This is a genomic window from Phocaeicola vulgatus ATCC 8482, assembly GCF_000012825.1.
Classification (GTDB): domain Bacteria; phylum Bacteroidota; class Bacteroidia; order Bacteroidales; family Bacteroidaceae; genus Phocaeicola; species Phocaeicola vulgatus.
The window spans coordinates 588,364-604,085 of record NC_009614.1 but is presented as its reverse complement, the minus strand read 5'-3'; the positions used below and the strand labels follow the sequence as shown (position 1 = coordinate 604,085).

The following is a 15,722-nucleotide window of genomic DNA, read 5'->3' as shown; positions in this document are numbered from 1 at the left end:
GGAAACGATGCTGACATTCGAAATGATTATTGTGTTTTTGGGATTAATAGGGATGGTGACTGCATTAGTCCTTGATAAAATGCGTCCCGGAATGATTCTGTTCTCTGTTACTGTACTCTTTCTTTGTTTCGGTATATTGACTCCGAAAGAGATGTTGGAGGGATTCAGTAATAAAGGGATGATTACCGTAGCGTTGCTTTTCCTGATCAGTGAAGGAGTCCGGCAATCGGGAGCGTTGGGACAGTTGATAAAGAAACTTCTGCCTCAAGAGAAGACAACGGTCATGAAGGCGCAGGCACGTATGCTGCCCGCTATTTCTTTTGTTTCTGCTTTTCTCAATAATACGCCGGTGGTTGTGATTTTTGCTCCTATTATTAAACGTTGGGCGGAATCTGTCCGCATTCCGGCAACTAAATTCTTGATCCCTCTTTCATATGCTACCATACTGGGGGGAATGTGTACGCTTATCGGGACTTCTACTAATCTGGTGGTGGATGGTATGATTTTAGATGCCGGATATAAGGGCTTTGGTATGTTTGAATTAGGCCGGGTGGGCATTTTCATTGCTTTGGCAGGAATTGTTTATTTGTTGTTTTTTTCTTCCAGGTTGTTGCCGGAGGTCCGGAAAGACACGGTAGGCGACGAACATGGGGAAGCGGATGCGTCTTCTTTTCATCGTGTTGAAGCGGTGATAGGTGCTCGTTTCCCGGGTATCAATAAAAGGGTGGGGGATTTTAATTTTGTCCGTCATTATGGTGCTGAAGTAAAAGAAATAAAACGAAGCGGAGTTAGTATTGTAGAGAATCTGTCACGGGTGAAGTTTCATGAGGGAGATACGTTGGTGCTATGGGCGGATGATTCATTTATCTCTACATGGGGAGATTCTTCTGTATTCGTGTTATTGGCCAATGGCAAAGATACCGAGCCGAAAGCCGGGAGAAAGAAACGTTGGTTTGCATTGACTTTATTGGTGCTGATGATTGTGGGGGCAACAGTAGGAGAGTTGCCTTTTATGGAAGAATTACTTCCCGGTATTGATCTTGATATGTTCTTTTTTGCAGCTGTAACGACTGTGATAATGGCATGGACCAAACTTTTTCCGGCACGTAAATATACAAAATATATATCATGGGATATCTTGATAACCATTGCCTGTGCGTTTGCTATAAGTCGCGCCATGGTAAATTCCGGAGTGGCGGATATCATTGCGCATGGAATCATTGATATGAGTGATGACTACAGTCCGCATGTGTTGCTGGCTGTTTTGTTTATCATTACAAATCTGTTTACCGAACTGATAACCAATAATGCCGCCGCCGCATTGGCTTTTCCGCTTGCCCTTTCCTTATCCAATCAGTTGGGGGTAAGTCCGATGCCCTTTTTTGTTGTCATTTGCATCGCTGCATCTGCCAGTTTTTCCACTCCTATCGGTTATCAGACTAATTTGATTGTGCAGGGTATCGGAAACTATAAGTTTACGGATTTTGTACGTATCGGTTTGCCGTTGAATATATTGACATTTATAATTTCGGTTATTCTGATACCGCTGATATGGCCTTTTTGATGAAGTTAAAGACAAAATGAAAATAGAGAATGGAAGAGGAAAATATATATCCTATCTTTGACCGTATGCTTTCCCGGAAAGATAAAGAAGAACTGCTGGGACAACGGGGAGTTATGCTGTGGCTGACGGGACTTAGCGGTTCCGGTAAGAGTACTATTGCCATAGCTTTGGAACGTGAATTACATAAACGTGGTTTGCTCTGCCGTATATTGGACGGGGATAATATTCGTAGTGGCATCAATAATAATTTGGGCTTTTCGGCAGAGGATCGTGTGGAAAACATCCGTCGCATAGCCGAAATAGGCAAGTTGTTTGTTGATACGGGAATCATTACCATTGCCGCTTTCATCAGTCCCGGCAATGAGCTTCGGCAGATGGCTGCCCGTATTATCGGGATAGAGGATTTCCTGGAAATCTATGTCAGCACTCCTTTGGTAGAGTGTGAGAAACGTGATGTGAAAGGACTTTATGCCAAAGCACGTCGGGGTGAAATCAAGAACTTTACCGGAATTTCCGCCCCTTTTGAAGCTCCGGAGCATCCTGCCTTATCTTTGGATACTTCTAAGCTGAGTTTGGAAGAGTCGGTCAATACTTTGTTGGAGTTGGTGCTCCCCATTGTTGGTAAAAAAGGAGAAAAAATATAATTCATTATAAAATGGAAGAAAATTATAAATTGAGCCACTTAAGGGAACTGGAAGCGGAGTCTATCCATATCATTCGTGAAGTGGCAGCTGAATTTGAGAATCCTGTTATGCTTTATAGTATTGGTAAAGATTCGTCTGTCATGGTACGTTTGGCAGAGAAGGCTTTCTATCCGGGAAAGGTGCCTTTCCCTTTGATGCATATCGATTCTAAATGGAAATTCAGGGAAATGATAGAGTTCCGTGATCAATACGCCAAAGAACATGGATGGAATTTGATAGTGGAAAGTAATATGGAGGCTTTTAATGCCGGAGTAGGGCCTTTTACGCATGGCAGCAAAGTGCATACCGATTTAATGAAGACACAGGCGTTGCTTCACGGGCTGGATAAATACAGGTTTGATGCCGCCTTTGGTGGAGCACGTCGTGATGAGGAAAAGTCACGTGCCAAAGAACGTATATTCTCTTTTCGTGACCGTTTTCATCAGTGGGATCCTAAAAACCAGCGTCCTGAGTTGTGGGATATTTATAATGCTAAGATTCATAAAGGGGAAAGTATCCGTGTGTTTCCATTAAGCAACTGGACTGAGCTGGATATCTGGCAGTACATCCGTTTGGAAAATATTCCTATCGTGCCGCTCTATTTTGCCAAGGAACGTCCTGTGGTGAATATAGATGGAAATCTGATTATGGCTGATGATGACCGACTGCCCGAAGAATATCGGGACCGTATTGAAATGAAGAAAGTGCGTTTCCGTACTTTGGGGTGTTGGCCTTTGACCGGGGCCGTAGAGAGTGATGCCGATACGATTGAGAAAATTGTAGAGGAAATGATGACCACTACCAAAAGCGAGCGTACTACCCGTGTCATTGATTTCGACCAGGATGCCAGTATGGAGCAGAAGAAACGTGAAGGATATTTTTAAATGGATAAGTAGGAATTTAAAATGAAGGAATGGGTGATGGAGAATAAACTGAATATAAAGGAATATTTAGATAAGGATGAACAGAAAGACTTGCTACGCCTGTTGACAGCCGGTTCGGTAGACGATGGAAAGTCTACCCTGATAGGACGTCTGTTGTTTGACAGCAAGAAGTTGTACGAGGACCAGCTTGCCGCTTTGGAACGTGACAGCAAACGTGTGGGGAATGCAGGTGACCATATAGATTACGCTTTGTTGTGCGACGGGTTGAAAGCAGAGCGCGAGCAGGGTATTACGATTGATGTAGCTTACCGTTATTTTTCAACGAACAACCGTAAATTTATCATAGCCGATACTCCGGGACATGAACAATATACCCGCAATATGATTACCGGAGGTTCTACTGCCAATCTTGCCATAATCTTGGTAGATGCTCGCTTGGGTGTGATTACGCAGACCTGCCGCCATACTTTTCTGGTATCTTTATTGGGAATAAAGCATGTGGTGCTGGCGGTGAACAAGATGGACCTTGTCGGGTTTTCGGAGGAGCGTTTCAACGAAATCGTGACCGAATATAAGAAATTTGTAGAGCCATTGGGAATCCCGGATGTGACTTGTATTCCTCTTTCGGCACTTGACGGTGACAATGTGGTGCAGAAATCTGAACGTACGCCATGGTACAAAGGTACTTCTTTATTGGAATTGCTTGAAACGGTTTCCATCGAGAATGACCATAATCTGACTGATTTCCGTTTCCCGGTTCAGTATGTATTAAGACCGAATCTGGATTTCCGCGGTTTCTGTGGAAAGGTTGCTTCCGGTGTCATCCATAAAGGAGATGAGGTGATGGCTTTGCCTTCCGGCAAGAAATCTCATATCAAGAGTATTGTTACTTATGATGGTGAGTTAGAGTATGCTTTCCCGCCGCAAGCAGTGACATTGACTTTGGAGGATGAGATTGACGTGTCTCGCGGAGATATGTTGGTGCATGCCGATAATGTGCCTGTGATAGATCGTAACTTTGAAGCCATGTTGGTATGGATGGATGAGGAGGCGATGGACCTTGACAAATCTTTCTTTATCAAGCATACCACCAATACAGGACGTACCCGTATAGATAGCATTAAGTATAAAGTGGATGTGAATACGATGGAGCATCTGTCTGTTGAAAACGGTAAATTGAAAAAGGAGGATCTGCCTTTGCAATTGAATCAGATTGCCCGTGTGACATTTACTACCGCCAAGCCGCTTTTCTTTGATTCTTATCAAAAGAATAAAGCTTGCGGTTCTTTTATTCTGATTGACCCCATTACCAATAACACCAGTGCGGTGGGGATGATTATAGACAGAGTGGAAGCCAAAGATATGCTGAATGCCATGGAAGTTCCTACTTTGAATCTGGCAGCTATGGGTATTGGTGAGGAACATTATGAAGCCATAGAAAAGGTGGTGAAAGAATTGGACCGTCAAGGCATTTCAGTCAAGATAGAAAAATAACAGCGTACAATTAAAAAAAGAAAAGTAATGGGATTACTTGAATTCAACAAGCTGCCGATTAATACATTGGTAGGCGCCGATTGGAAAACGTTCAAGGCGATTACTGCGGGAAGGGAAATTGATCCGGCATATAGAGGAAAATACCGTTTGACGAAAGCAGTATGCCGTTTGCTTTCCACCTTGGCTCCATTGCAGGAAAAGCGATACAGGAAACTGTTGGCCGACAAGCCTTTGGAACACGATCCGGTCTTTATCCTCGGACATTGGCGTAGCGGGACTACCTTTATGCATAATGTGTTCTCTTGTGACAAACATTTCGGATATAATACTACTTATCAGACGGTGTTTCCTCACCTGATGATGTGGGGACAGCCTTTTTTCAAGAAGAATATGAGTTGGCTGATGCCCGACAAGCGTCCGACGGATAATATGGAACTGGCTGTAGACTTGCCTCAGGAGGAAGAGTTTGCATTGGCCAATATGATGCCCTATACCTATTATAACTTTTGGTTCCTGCCTAAGTACCAGCAGGAATATGCTGATAAATATTTGTTATTCAATGATATCAGTGATGAGGAATTGAAAGTGTTTGAGGATATATTCACCAAACTTATTAAAATTTCTCTTTGGAATACAGGCGGAACACAATTCTTAAGTAAGAATCCGCCTCATACAGGCCGTGTAAAAGAGTTGGTCAAGATGTTTCCGAATGCCAAATTCATCTATTTGATGCGTAATCCGTATACGGTATTCGAATCTACAAGGAATTTCTTCACCAATACAATCCAGCCGTTGAAACTGGAGGATATTTCTCCAGAGGCGTTGGAACAGAATGTGCTTTCCATTTATGCCAAGCTGTATCATAAATATGAGGCGGATAAACAATTCATTCCTGAAGGAAATTTGATGGAAGTGAAGTTCGAGGATTTTGAGGCGGATGCAATGGCTATGACCGAGCATATCTATAAATCTCTTTCTATTCCCGGATTCGAAGCAGCTGCTCCGGCTATCAGCCAATATATAGGCGGAAAGAAGGGATATAAGAAGAATAAGTATAAGTATGACGACCGTACGGTCCGGTTAGTGGAAGAGAATTGGAAGTTTGCACTGGATCAGTGGGGCTATTCCATCTAAAAAATAAATGCCCGCAATTCTGTTTTTATAAGGAATTGCGGGCATGATTATCTTCTGCTGACAGAAATCAGTGTATATTATTGGGCTTCGATAATTACACGACGGTTGAATGCCGGAGGAGTTAAGGTGTTGACACCACCCATTCCGCTGATAATCAGATTGTTTTTGTTGACACCCAATTTAACCAGTTCATTAGCCACGTTGTTGGCACGGTCTTCACTTAACTGCTTGTTCCATGCAGCGCTACCTGTATCACTATCAGCATAACCGGTTACTTTCAATTTTAGTCCCGGGTTGTCTTTTACCAGATCTGCGATTTGTTGCAAATTTACAGTAGAGTTGGTAGGAAGAACCGCTGAACCGATCTGGAAAAATACAGATTGAGGAGCCGGAGCAATTTGGTTCACTGTCACTTGTTCTGTAACCACTTCAGTGGGTTGGTTGGCAAGTTGGGCCTTTAATTGACGGTTTTGTTCTATCTGTTGAGCCAAAGCGGTATTGATGGCATCCATTTGTGAAGAGGTAAGTGCCATGATAGCATCTACATCCGGAGCAGGTTTGAATCCTCTTTGTGGAAATTTATAAGTGATACCCACTGTAGCACCTGCCATAAAATCAGGGCCTTTACTGGTGGTTTTTCCATCAAATTTGTTTTCTGTACCCATTCCGTAAAGTTCCAGATTCAAGTCCCAGGCACTGGCCAGATGGAATGTATTGATGATACCGAAATTGAATGCCAGTGAATTACGACGTGGAGCATCATATGAGTGGGCAAAACCGAAACCTACGAATGGCACGAAGTCGTATATGCGGTCTTCATTATATCCGGCTATCATGTTACTGACATTAAATAAGATGTCACCATGCAGATTCATGTAGTTGAACTTATCCTGATAGTATCCTTCGCTTAACATGTGAGGTTTGGAATATGCGGAAGGTTCACTGGAAAAACTCTTCGACTGCAAACCACTATATTGCAAACGTAATCCTAAGCCGGGAGTAAACCATTTGCCGATTGATATTTGAAGAGCGGGAGCAATACGTTTCTTGAATTTACCAAGATCGGACTGATCGCCGAACAGTACTTGTGCACCTCCACCAACAGAGAAGAACCAATTATCGAAGAAGTGATTGGTCTCTACCTTGTACTTATCCACAGGTACCTCCATTACATCTACACTCTCGCCTACAAGGACGTTTTGTGAATTGCTTTTCTGTTGCGCAAACGCTACAGAACTTAAACTGGCCGCAGCCAGCAAAAACATTAATTTTTTCATACTCATTTCTATTAGTTAATTATTGTCCAGGTTTATCTTCCCAAATTCAACTAAATAACATGAGTGCTGATAAAAAGTTTGAGTAGGTTGACTATTTAATATTTTTTTATGAAAGAAGGCTAAAAAGATAGTGGGTATCTGTGCTGTGTCCGGCATCAAAACTGAATCCTTCCCATTTGAATCCTTTTAAATCCCCAGGATTCTCTATCCGGTTTTTAATGATGAAGCGTGTCAATTCTCCACGGCACATTTTTGCATAAACCACAACGGTGGTTAATTTCCCTTTTTTCCATACCTGAAATTCCGGCGTGATCACTTGTACTTCCTGCTCCACGCGTTTCCAGTCGAATAAATCTTTCATCTCCCCACTTGCCAGATTGATTAGTATTCCTCCTCTTGCTTTAATTTCTTTGATAAAGGTGTCGGTCAGAATCGGCTTCCAATAGTCAAACATGGATATTCCTCCACGTTCGGGCAGTTTGATATCTCCTTCCATTCTGTAATTCTTGATCTGGTCTAACGGGCGGAGTAATCCGTAAAGAAAAGAAGTGATCCGCAAGTGATCCTGTGCATATTGAAAATCTTCAGGAGTAAAGTCCTGTGGATGGATACGTTTATATACTATACCGGTATAAGCCAGTAAGGCAGCTAAAGCCGAGGGAGAGTCCGAACAGAAATCTTGAAATCGCATATAGTTCTCTGCTGCTATTTTGCTGTTCACACGTAAAAGTCGTTCCAGTTCTTCAGCAGAGAATTGGGACATATCAAGTGCATTCTGTATCGCTTCGGTTTGGAATTGTGGTGTACTGGTAACAGGAGTTTGCATTTTGCTCCGTCCGGTCATTGTTTTGGCACATGAAATAAAAGTCATCATAGGCTAAAAAATAATATTTTCTGGCGGCAAATATAAGAAAAACAGATATATTTGTCTTTGTTATTCCATAATTAAATATTGAGAACTATGAAAATGAAAAAGTTAGGATTATTGTTCATGATGCTTTGCATGGTATTTGCCGTAAATGCTCAAGAATTGAAAAAAGGAGATAAATTACCTGATTTTCATCTAAAATCTGCGGTATATGGAGATGTTTCTTCGGCTGAATTGAAAGGTAAGGTCGTTTTGGTGAGCTTATTTGCCACTTGGTGCGGGCCATGTCAGCTGGAACTGGCTGAAATAGAGAAGACTTTGTGGCCTGAATATAAAGATAACAAGGACTTCGTATTATTAGTAATTGGTCGTGAGCATACGGATGAACAGTTGAGGGCTTATAATGAACGGAAGAAATTCACTTTCCCGTTATATCCCGATCCTAAACGTGAGGTGTTCTCTTTATTTGCTGAAAAGTCAATTCCTCGCGCCTATCTTTTCAATAAAGAAGGAGAAGCCGTTTATACTTCCATCGGGTATGAGAAAGAAGAATTTGGATATCTGATGAATGCCATTGCGGAAGCATTGAAATAGGACCCTGTTGATATTTCAAGATGACTAAACTGTTCTCGTTGTTTATTATATTGTCTTTTGTTCTCCCGGTTAGTGGACAGGAAAAGCTTGATTCAGATAAAGCAAGAAAAGAAAAAGCTTATCATTTGACGGGTTCTGTCAGAGAACAGGGAGAACGCCCTTATCCCGATCCTTTGCCGGATGTAAATATCCAACTTTATTCTTTGCCTGATACGAGTTTTATAGAAGGTACGGTGAGCGATAAGAAGGGTGTTTTCCGTTTGTACCCTATGAATCCCGGTAATTATTTAATAAGGGCTTCTTTTTTAGGATATGAAACCATTGAAAAAAAAGTGAATATTCCTGCTTATCGGAAAGAAGTTTATGGAGGTGCTCTGATGATGAAACCTTCCAGTATTGTATTGGATGAAACGGTTATAAAGGCCGAACTGCAGAAAATGAAGATGTCCGGAGATACATTAGTATATAATACCGGAGCCTTTAAGACATCGGAAGGAGCTGTTCTGCAGGATTTGGTGAGGCAGCTTCCCGGATTGGAATTAGACGAGAAATCCGGCAAGATGAATTTTCATGGAAAGGAAATCACTCAGATCTTATTAAATGGAAAGGAGTTTTTTGCAGATAGCAAAGTTGCTTTGAACAATATGCCGGTAGATGCTTTGAAAGAGGTAAAGGTATACGAGCAGCAGTCGGATAAAGAGCAAATGACAGGGGTGTCAGACGGTAAGAAGAAAACGGTGATGGATGTGAAGACCAAGAAGGATTTGACAGATGGATTAATGGGGGACGTTTCAGCTTTGAAAGGTTCGGGGGATATGTATGGAGCGAAAATGAGTTTGAATAAATTTGTCGGAAAATGGCGGATGTCCTTGTATGGTGATTTAGGAAAACTCCCCAGATATGGTAATTTTATCAGTGATATGGCCGATAATCCTGCTCAAATGAAGGATATTGGTTTTAGCTTGGGAACGGAAATAAAGAAACTCAACCTCAATGTCAGTGCTTCATATAATAATAATAAAAGCGCGGATGAATCGCGAAGCCAGTCAGAAGAATATCTGCCTAACGGTAGCCAATATGCCTATAATAATGGCTTGAGTACGGGTAGGAATCGTTCTTTTTGGGAGAATATATATCTGACGGGAAGTTTGAGTGACCGGACGGAAATTAATTTCAGGCATAACATCAATCATAGCCGGTTAAATTCGGTATCAGAAAATATTTCGGCGACTTTCAGTACCAATCCTTTGGACTATGTTTCAGAGCCTTGGAGGGACGATGCAATGATTCCTCCTGAGTTCAGGATAAATAAAAATACGGGAAATTCTCAAAATAAGACGAACAATCTGATGATAGGCAATAATCTTTTGCTCACTCATAAATTGAATGATATCGGCCGGAAACTCTCCATAGAGTTAAGAAATGATTATAGTAATCAGGCGAGTGGTAATTATCAGCAATCGTCTATTACTTATTATCAATTGAAGAATGACCTGGGGGCAGATTCGGTTTTATATAGAAATCAATACCGGGAGTCACCTGCCAGAAATTTATTATTGGCGGGGGAGGTCAGCTATACGGAGCCAATAGGAAAACAAATGCTTCAGGTTTATTATCGGCATGAGTATCAACGGCAGAGTAATAATGCGGTTACGTACAATTTGGATGAGGATGCTTTGTGGGGAAGTCTTCCATCTGGTTATGAGGCAGGAAGGGTGGATAGTTTAAGTGATTATACTCGTAATGATCTTCATTCCAATGAATTCGGACTGCGCACCACACTTAATTGGAGAAAAGTGAGGTTGAATATCCGGTTTGGGCTGTCGCCTCAGAAGTCTACGACGAAAAGCAACAGGGGAAAAGTGAAGATAGATACGACCATTACCGTGTTGAACATAGTGCCCGAACTGCATTTTGATTATGATTTGGGCAATAACCATAATATGAGTGTGTATTATAGCGGATACACCCGGCAGCCTTCCATTTATGATTTGTTGTCTGTGCCCGATTATACTAATCCTCTGAACATAACAATGGGGAATCCGGGGCTGAAACCCGCTTTCGGGCAAAGTATATCTGTGAATTATAGAGGAGGAAATATGGAAAAGCAGGAAATGTTATATTGTGGTTTGAGATATAATAATACGATAAATGATATAAGCCGGAAAAGAACCTATGATGAGAAGAGTGGGGTATATACCAGTCGGCCCGAGAATATAAATGGTAATTGGGGCATTGGCGGGAATATATATTATACGAATAAATTATTCAAGAAAATTTTCGCTCGTCTTGCTACCAATGCAAATTATAACCGGAGGGTTTCGTATGTGCAGATAATGGGAGAAGCCAATGAGAATGATCGTAACACCTCCCAAATGCTTTCCTTGATGCAGGATGTGGAGTTTGCCTATAAATTGGAAGAGCATGAGTTTAAGATAAATGGAGCAATCACTTATCAGCAAGCCGATAACAGTTATACAAACAATTCGGATTACAGGACGTATGATTTTTATTATGGCGCGGAGTGTCGACTGAAGTTACCTCTCAACTTGAATCTTTATACCGTTGTGAGAAGTATGAATCGCAGGGGATATAAGGATGAGGCCTCCAATACGACGCAGTGGCTTTGGAACGGTGAGCTGACTTACAGTTTTCTGAAAGGGAAAAGAGGGTTGCTTAAATTTCAGGTTGTTGATATTCTGCAACAACGGGATTTTGTCAATCGTTGGATGAATGATACCGGACAGGGAGAAACTTGGACTTGGGGATTGGGACGTTATGCGATGGCTACTTTTACTTATCGTTTTAATGATCTTTCCCGTTAGGAGATAAAAAAGGAGCTGATTCAGGAAAAACGAATCAGCTCCTTTTTGAATATCCCTAAGAAAGATTATTTGTAATCTTGCCAGCTCTTTATCTGAATATCCTTTTCACTCATTTCACAGAATGCTTCAATGAAAGCACTTGCCAAACGGGCGTTGGTAATCAAAGGAATATTGTGGTCGATTGCTCCACGACGAATTTTGTAACCATTAGTCAGCTCACGTTTGGTATGGTTTTTCGGAATGTTGACTATCAGGTCGAATTTATGTTCGGCAATCATCTTCATGACATTGTTTTCTGCATCGGGCTTTTCATCCGGCCAGTAAACCGGTGTGGTATTTACTCCGTGTGCATTCAAGAAAGTTGCGGTTCCGGCAGTTGCATAGATCTCATATCCTTTTTCTGCCAGCATACGGCTTGCTTCCAGCAAATCTACTTTGGATTTGGTGGCACCTGACGAGAACATGACAGATTTTGTAGGAATCTTGAAACCGACAGCAATCATAGAGTTCAGCAAAGCTTCATGGAAGTCATCACCGATACAACCCACTTCACCTGTTGAAGACATATCTACGCCCAATACAGGGTCTGCCTTGTGCAGACGGGAGAAAGAGAACTGGGAAGCTTTCACACCGATCCAGTCAATATCGAATGCCGACTTGTCCGGTTGGCTGTATGGAGCACCCAACATGATGCGGGTTGCGGTTTCAATGAAGTTGCGTTTCAATACTTTGGAAACAAACGGGAATGAACGTGATGCGCGCAGGTTGCATTCAATCACTTTCACTTCATTGTTCTTAGCCAGGAACTGCATGTTGAACGGACCGGAAATGTTTAATTCTTTAGCGATACGGCGACCAATCTTCTTGATACGGCGTGCTGTTTCGAAATAAATTTTCTGAGCCGGGAATACTAATGTGGCATCACCTGAATGGACACCTGCATATTCAATGTGTTCGGAGATGGCATATTCCACTACTTCACCGTTTTGGGCTACAGCGTCGAATTCTATTTCTTTAGTATCTTGCATGAATTGGGATACGACTACCGGATATTCTTTAGAAACTTCTTTAGCCATCTGCAAGAATTCCTTCAGTTCATCTTCGTTATAGCATACGTTCATGGCAGCGCCCGAGAGCACATAGGAAGGACGGACCAATACCGGGTAACCTACTTTGTTTACAAATTCTTCCATGTCTTCCAGGCTGGTCAATTCTTTCCATGCCGGTTGGTCAATACCCAGTTGGTCAAGCATGGCCGAGAATTTATGACGGTTTTCCGCACGGTCGATAGAAAGCGGAGAAGTTCCCAATACAGGTACCGACTGACGGTGAAGCTTCATCGCCAGGTTATTAGGTATTTGTCCACCTACCGATACAATGACACCACCCGGCTGCTCCAGATCAATCACGTCAAGTACACGTTCAAATGAAAGTTCGTCAAAATACAGACGGTCGCACATATCATAGTCGGTAGAAACTGTTTCGGGGTTATAGTTAATCATGATGGATTTGTAACCCAACTTGCGTGCGGTTTGGATAGCATTTACAGAGCACCAGTCGAATTCCACGGATGAACCGATGCGGTAAGCGCCTGAACCTAATACAACTACCGATTTTTCGTTTTTATAATAATTGACGTCATAACCCGTAGTAGCGTATGTCATATACAGGTAATTGGTCAATTCGGGATGTTCAGATGCGACGGTATTGATACGCTTGACAGCCGGAAGGATATTCAAAGCTTTACGACGGGCGCGTACAGCCAAGTTCTCCTTTTCCATATTGCCACTGGCTTTCAATACGAAGCGTGCAATCTGGAAGTCGGAGAAGCCTAATACTTTAGCTTGGCGAAGCACATCTTCGGGCAGATCCTCAATCTTATTATAAGTCGAAAGTTTGGCCTTATAGTCAACGATGTTTTTCAACTTACCCAGGAACCACGGGTCGATTTTGGTCAGTTCGTGGATGCGTTCAATGCTGTATCCTTCTTCCAATGCCGAGGCGATGGAGAAAATACGGAGGTCTGTCGGGTTGGCCAGTTCCTCATCCAGGTTTTCAAATTTAGTATGGTCATTTCCTACGAAACCATGCATACCCTGACCTATCATACGAAGACCTTTCTGAATGATTTCTTCGAAAGAGCGGCCTATAGACATGATTTCACCCACAGACTTCATGCTGGAGCCAATCTGGCGTGATACACCTGCGAATTTAGTCAAGTCCCAACGGGGGATTTTACAAATCAAGTAATCCAACTGGGGAGCTTCGTAGGCTGAGTTGGGAGTACCCATCTCGCCAATCTGGTCTAGTGTGTAGCCTAAAGCGATTTTGGCGGCAACGAATGCCAGAGGGAATCCGGTTGCTTTAGAAGCCAGGGCAGAAGAACGGCTCAGGCGTGCATTTACTTCGATAACACGGTAGTCATTCGTTTCTGCATTGAAAGCATACTGGATATTACATTCACCCACAATACCCAAGTGACGGATACATTTTGTAGACAAATCTTGCAACATTGTTACTTGTTCTTCTGTCAGAGAGCAAGTGGGGGCCACCACGATAGATTCACCGGTATGGATTCCCAGCGGGTCGAAGTTTTCCATGCTTGCCACTGTAAAACAATGGTCGTTGGCATCGCGGATTACTTCGAATTCTATTTCTTTCCAACCTTTCAATGACTCTTCAACCAGGATCTGTTTAGAGAATGCGAATGAACTTTCAGCCAGTTTGATGAAAGCTTCTTCATCCGGACAGATGCCGCTGCCTAAACCACCTAGTGCGTATGCGGAGCGTACCATAACCGGATAACCGATTTCGCGGGCAGCTTTCAGAGCCTCTTCCATACTTTCCACGGCGTGGCTCTTCGGGGTTTTCATCGGAATTTCATCCAGCTTCTTTACGAATAAATCACGGTCTTCAGTGTACATGATGGCTTCTACCGAAGTACCCAATACTTCTACACCATATTTCTTCAGTGTACCGTTCAGGTAAAGTTCGGTACCGCAGTTCAATGCAGTTTGTCCACCGAAAGCCAATAAAATACCGTCCGGTTGTTCTTTTTTGATAATTTCTTCAACAAAGAAGGGAGTGACAGGAAGAAAATAAACCTTGTCGGCTATGCCTTCCGAAGTCTGGATAGTTGCGATGTTAGGATTTACCAACACCGAATGAATGCCTTCTTCGCGCAATGCTTTCAGCGCTTGTGAACCTGAGTAGTCAAACTCTCCTGCCTGGCCTATCTTGAGTGCACCCGAACCCAATACCAGGACTTTCTTTAAATCCTTTTTCATTGAAAGTTTCTTTTATTATAATAGTTGTTTTAATGTCGCTAAATATTAAAAAAAATGCGTCCATCCTCGTACGAGGACTAACGCATTTGTTCGTATGTCTATATTATCTTTGTTCCTGTAGGATACATAGCATTACTAAATTTTGTGCAAAGTAACGACTTATTTCCAAGATAACAAAATAAATCAAGATCTTTGTCAACACAAATTAAAATAAAAGTCTGAAATCCTCTCCGAATGTTCTGTTTTTTGTATATTTATTCGGATACTTCTGTATCATCGGCATACGAAAAGCGGAATGAATATCCTATATTTTCCGATCCGCCCATCAGGGTCATATCTTTTAGTCTTCCATCCTGCCGGAAACTATAGTCGTATATATAATAAGTGTCTTCCAGAATATTGGCGCTTCTTTTCCCTAGAATTTCGGCCATCTGTCCGAAAGTGTTCATTACGGTGGTATAGTTTTCGCGGTCATCAATCCATTGTGCCAGTGTGTTCAAGTCCAGACTATAATCATTGGCGATATTGGAAACTCTGTAATCACTGTTGTAAGTTCCTCTTGGAGTAGTGGTTATGGAAGATAGATTTCCGCTTTCCCAATTGTATTCCAATACGGTTCCATTGTTATTGCAGCTTTTCAGATAACCTTCATTGTCATAAGAATAGGTTACCGGATTTTCCCGGTTGGAGAATTTGCATACATAACTTCTGCCGTTTTCCAACGAGGTGCTTATTTCTACCAAAGGAGAATTTTCCGTAGAGTAAGTATAACTGACTTCAGAGTTCTCTTTGTACGTGTAATTTACTGCCGCTAACGGTGAACTGCTATAAATGCGGGTCAGCCGTTTGTTGTTGTCGTAAGTGAGGCTTATCATTCCCTGATAAGTGATAACATCCGAAATCTTATGCACTTTAATTCCGGTAATCATCCGTGAAGGTTCCGGTACGGGAATACTTTTATCGTCATCATCGGAACATGCGGCAAAGAACAGGCTTGCTACAGAAATAAATAGAGCTAGTTTAATGGTCGGTCTTAGTTTATTCATCGAAACAATTATTATATGTGAAATAGCGGTTCAAAGTTAAGTGTTTGTGTCAGAATATTCCTATCT

The 15,722-nt window shown here is 42.1% G+C and carries 11 protein-coding genes; 7 read left to right on the top strand and 4 right to left on the bottom strand.

Features of this window, described 5'->3' with window-relative positions; all coding sequences use genetic code 11:
- Positions 1 to 10: 10 nt before the first annotated feature.
- The 5 genes from BVU_RS02140 to BVU_RS02120 are packed head-to-tail and all read left to right on the top strand — an operon-like array spanning position 11 to position 5,759.
- Entirely contained in the window at positions 11 to 1,564 is a 1,554-nt protein-coding gene (locus tag BVU_RS02140; RefSeq protein WP_032935137.1) for an SLC13 family permease, read from the top strand.
- A 29-nt stretch (positions 1,565 to 1,593) separates the two neighbouring features.
- On the top strand, positions 1,594 to 2,208 hold the full coding sequence (cysC, locus tag BVU_RS02135) for an adenylyl-sulfate kinase (protein ID WP_005840188.1): 615 nt from the start codon (positions 1,594 to 1,596) through the stop codon (positions 2,206 to 2,208).
- An 11-nt stretch (positions 2,209 to 2,219) separates the two neighbouring features.
- A complete protein-coding gene (gene cysD, locus BVU_RS02130) occupies positions 2,220 to 3,131 on the top strand; it encodes a sulfate adenylyltransferase subunit CysD (RefSeq protein WP_005840186.1) in 912 nt (303 codons plus the stop codon).
- Between the two features lie 36 nt (positions 3,132 to 3,167).
- Positions 3,168 to 4,625: a sulfate adenylyltransferase subunit CysN gene (gene cysN, locus BVU_RS02125; protein ID WP_008667718.1), complete on the top strand. Its 1,458-nt coding sequence runs from the start codon at positions 3,168 to 3,170 to the stop codon at positions 4,623 to 4,625.
- A gap of 27 nt (positions 4,626 to 4,652) precedes the next feature.
- Positions 4,653 to 5,759 carry a sulfotransferase family protein gene (locus BVU_RS02120; RefSeq protein WP_005852853.1) on the top strand — a complete coding sequence of 369 codons (1,107 nt, stop codon included), beginning with the start codon at positions 4,653 to 4,655 and terminating at the stop codon, positions 5,757 to 5,759.
- Between the two features lie 77 nt (positions 5,760 to 5,836).
- Here the strand turns inward: BVU_RS02120 and BVU_RS02115 are convergent, their stop codons facing one another.
- Both BVU_RS02115 and yaaA read right to left on the bottom strand, forming a co-directional pair.
- On the bottom strand, positions 5,837 to 7,036 hold the full coding sequence (locus BVU_RS02115) for an OmpA family protein (RefSeq protein WP_005852854.1): 1,200 nt from the start codon (positions 7,034 to 7,036) through the stop codon (positions 5,837 to 5,839).
- A 106-nt stretch (positions 7,037 to 7,142) separates the two neighbouring features.
- Positions 7,143 to 7,910, bottom strand: coding sequence for a peroxide stress protein YaaA (gene yaaA / locus BVU_RS02110; RefSeq protein WP_005840177.1), 768 nt, complete (start codon positions 7,908 to 7,910; stop codon positions 7,143 to 7,145).
- An 87-nt stretch (positions 7,911 to 7,997) separates the two neighbouring features.
- On the opposite strand from yaaA, the gene BVU_RS02105 reads away from it, so the two are divergent.
- A complete protein-coding gene (locus BVU_RS02105) occupies positions 7,998 to 8,498 on the top strand; it encodes a TlpA family protein disulfide reductase (protein ID WP_005840175.1) in 501 nt (166 codons plus the stop codon).
- A gap of 20 nt (positions 8,499 to 8,518) precedes the next feature.
- Positions 8,519 to 11,323 (top strand): TonB-dependent receptor, encoded by a 2,805-nt coding sequence (locus tag BVU_RS02100; RefSeq protein ID WP_008667711.1) that lies wholly within the window; start codon positions 8,519 to 8,521, stop codon positions 11,321 to 11,323.
- A 65-nt stretch (positions 11,324 to 11,388) separates the two neighbouring features.
- Here the strand turns inward: BVU_RS02100 and carB are convergent, their stop codons facing one another.
- Both carB and BVU_RS02090 read right to left on the bottom strand, forming a co-directional pair.
- Entirely contained in the window at positions 11,389 to 14,610 is a 3,222-nt protein-coding gene (gene carB / locus BVU_RS02095; protein ID WP_005840171.1) for a carbamoyl-phosphate synthase (glutamine-hydrolyzing) large subunit, read from the bottom strand.
- Positions 14,611 to 14,864: 254 nt separating this feature from the next.
- On the bottom strand, positions 14,865 to 15,656 hold the full coding sequence (locus BVU_RS02090; protein ID WP_005840169.1) for a hypothetical protein: 792 nt from the start codon (positions 15,654 to 15,656) through the stop codon (positions 14,865 to 14,867).
- Positions 15,657 to 15,722: the final 66 nt, after the last annotated feature.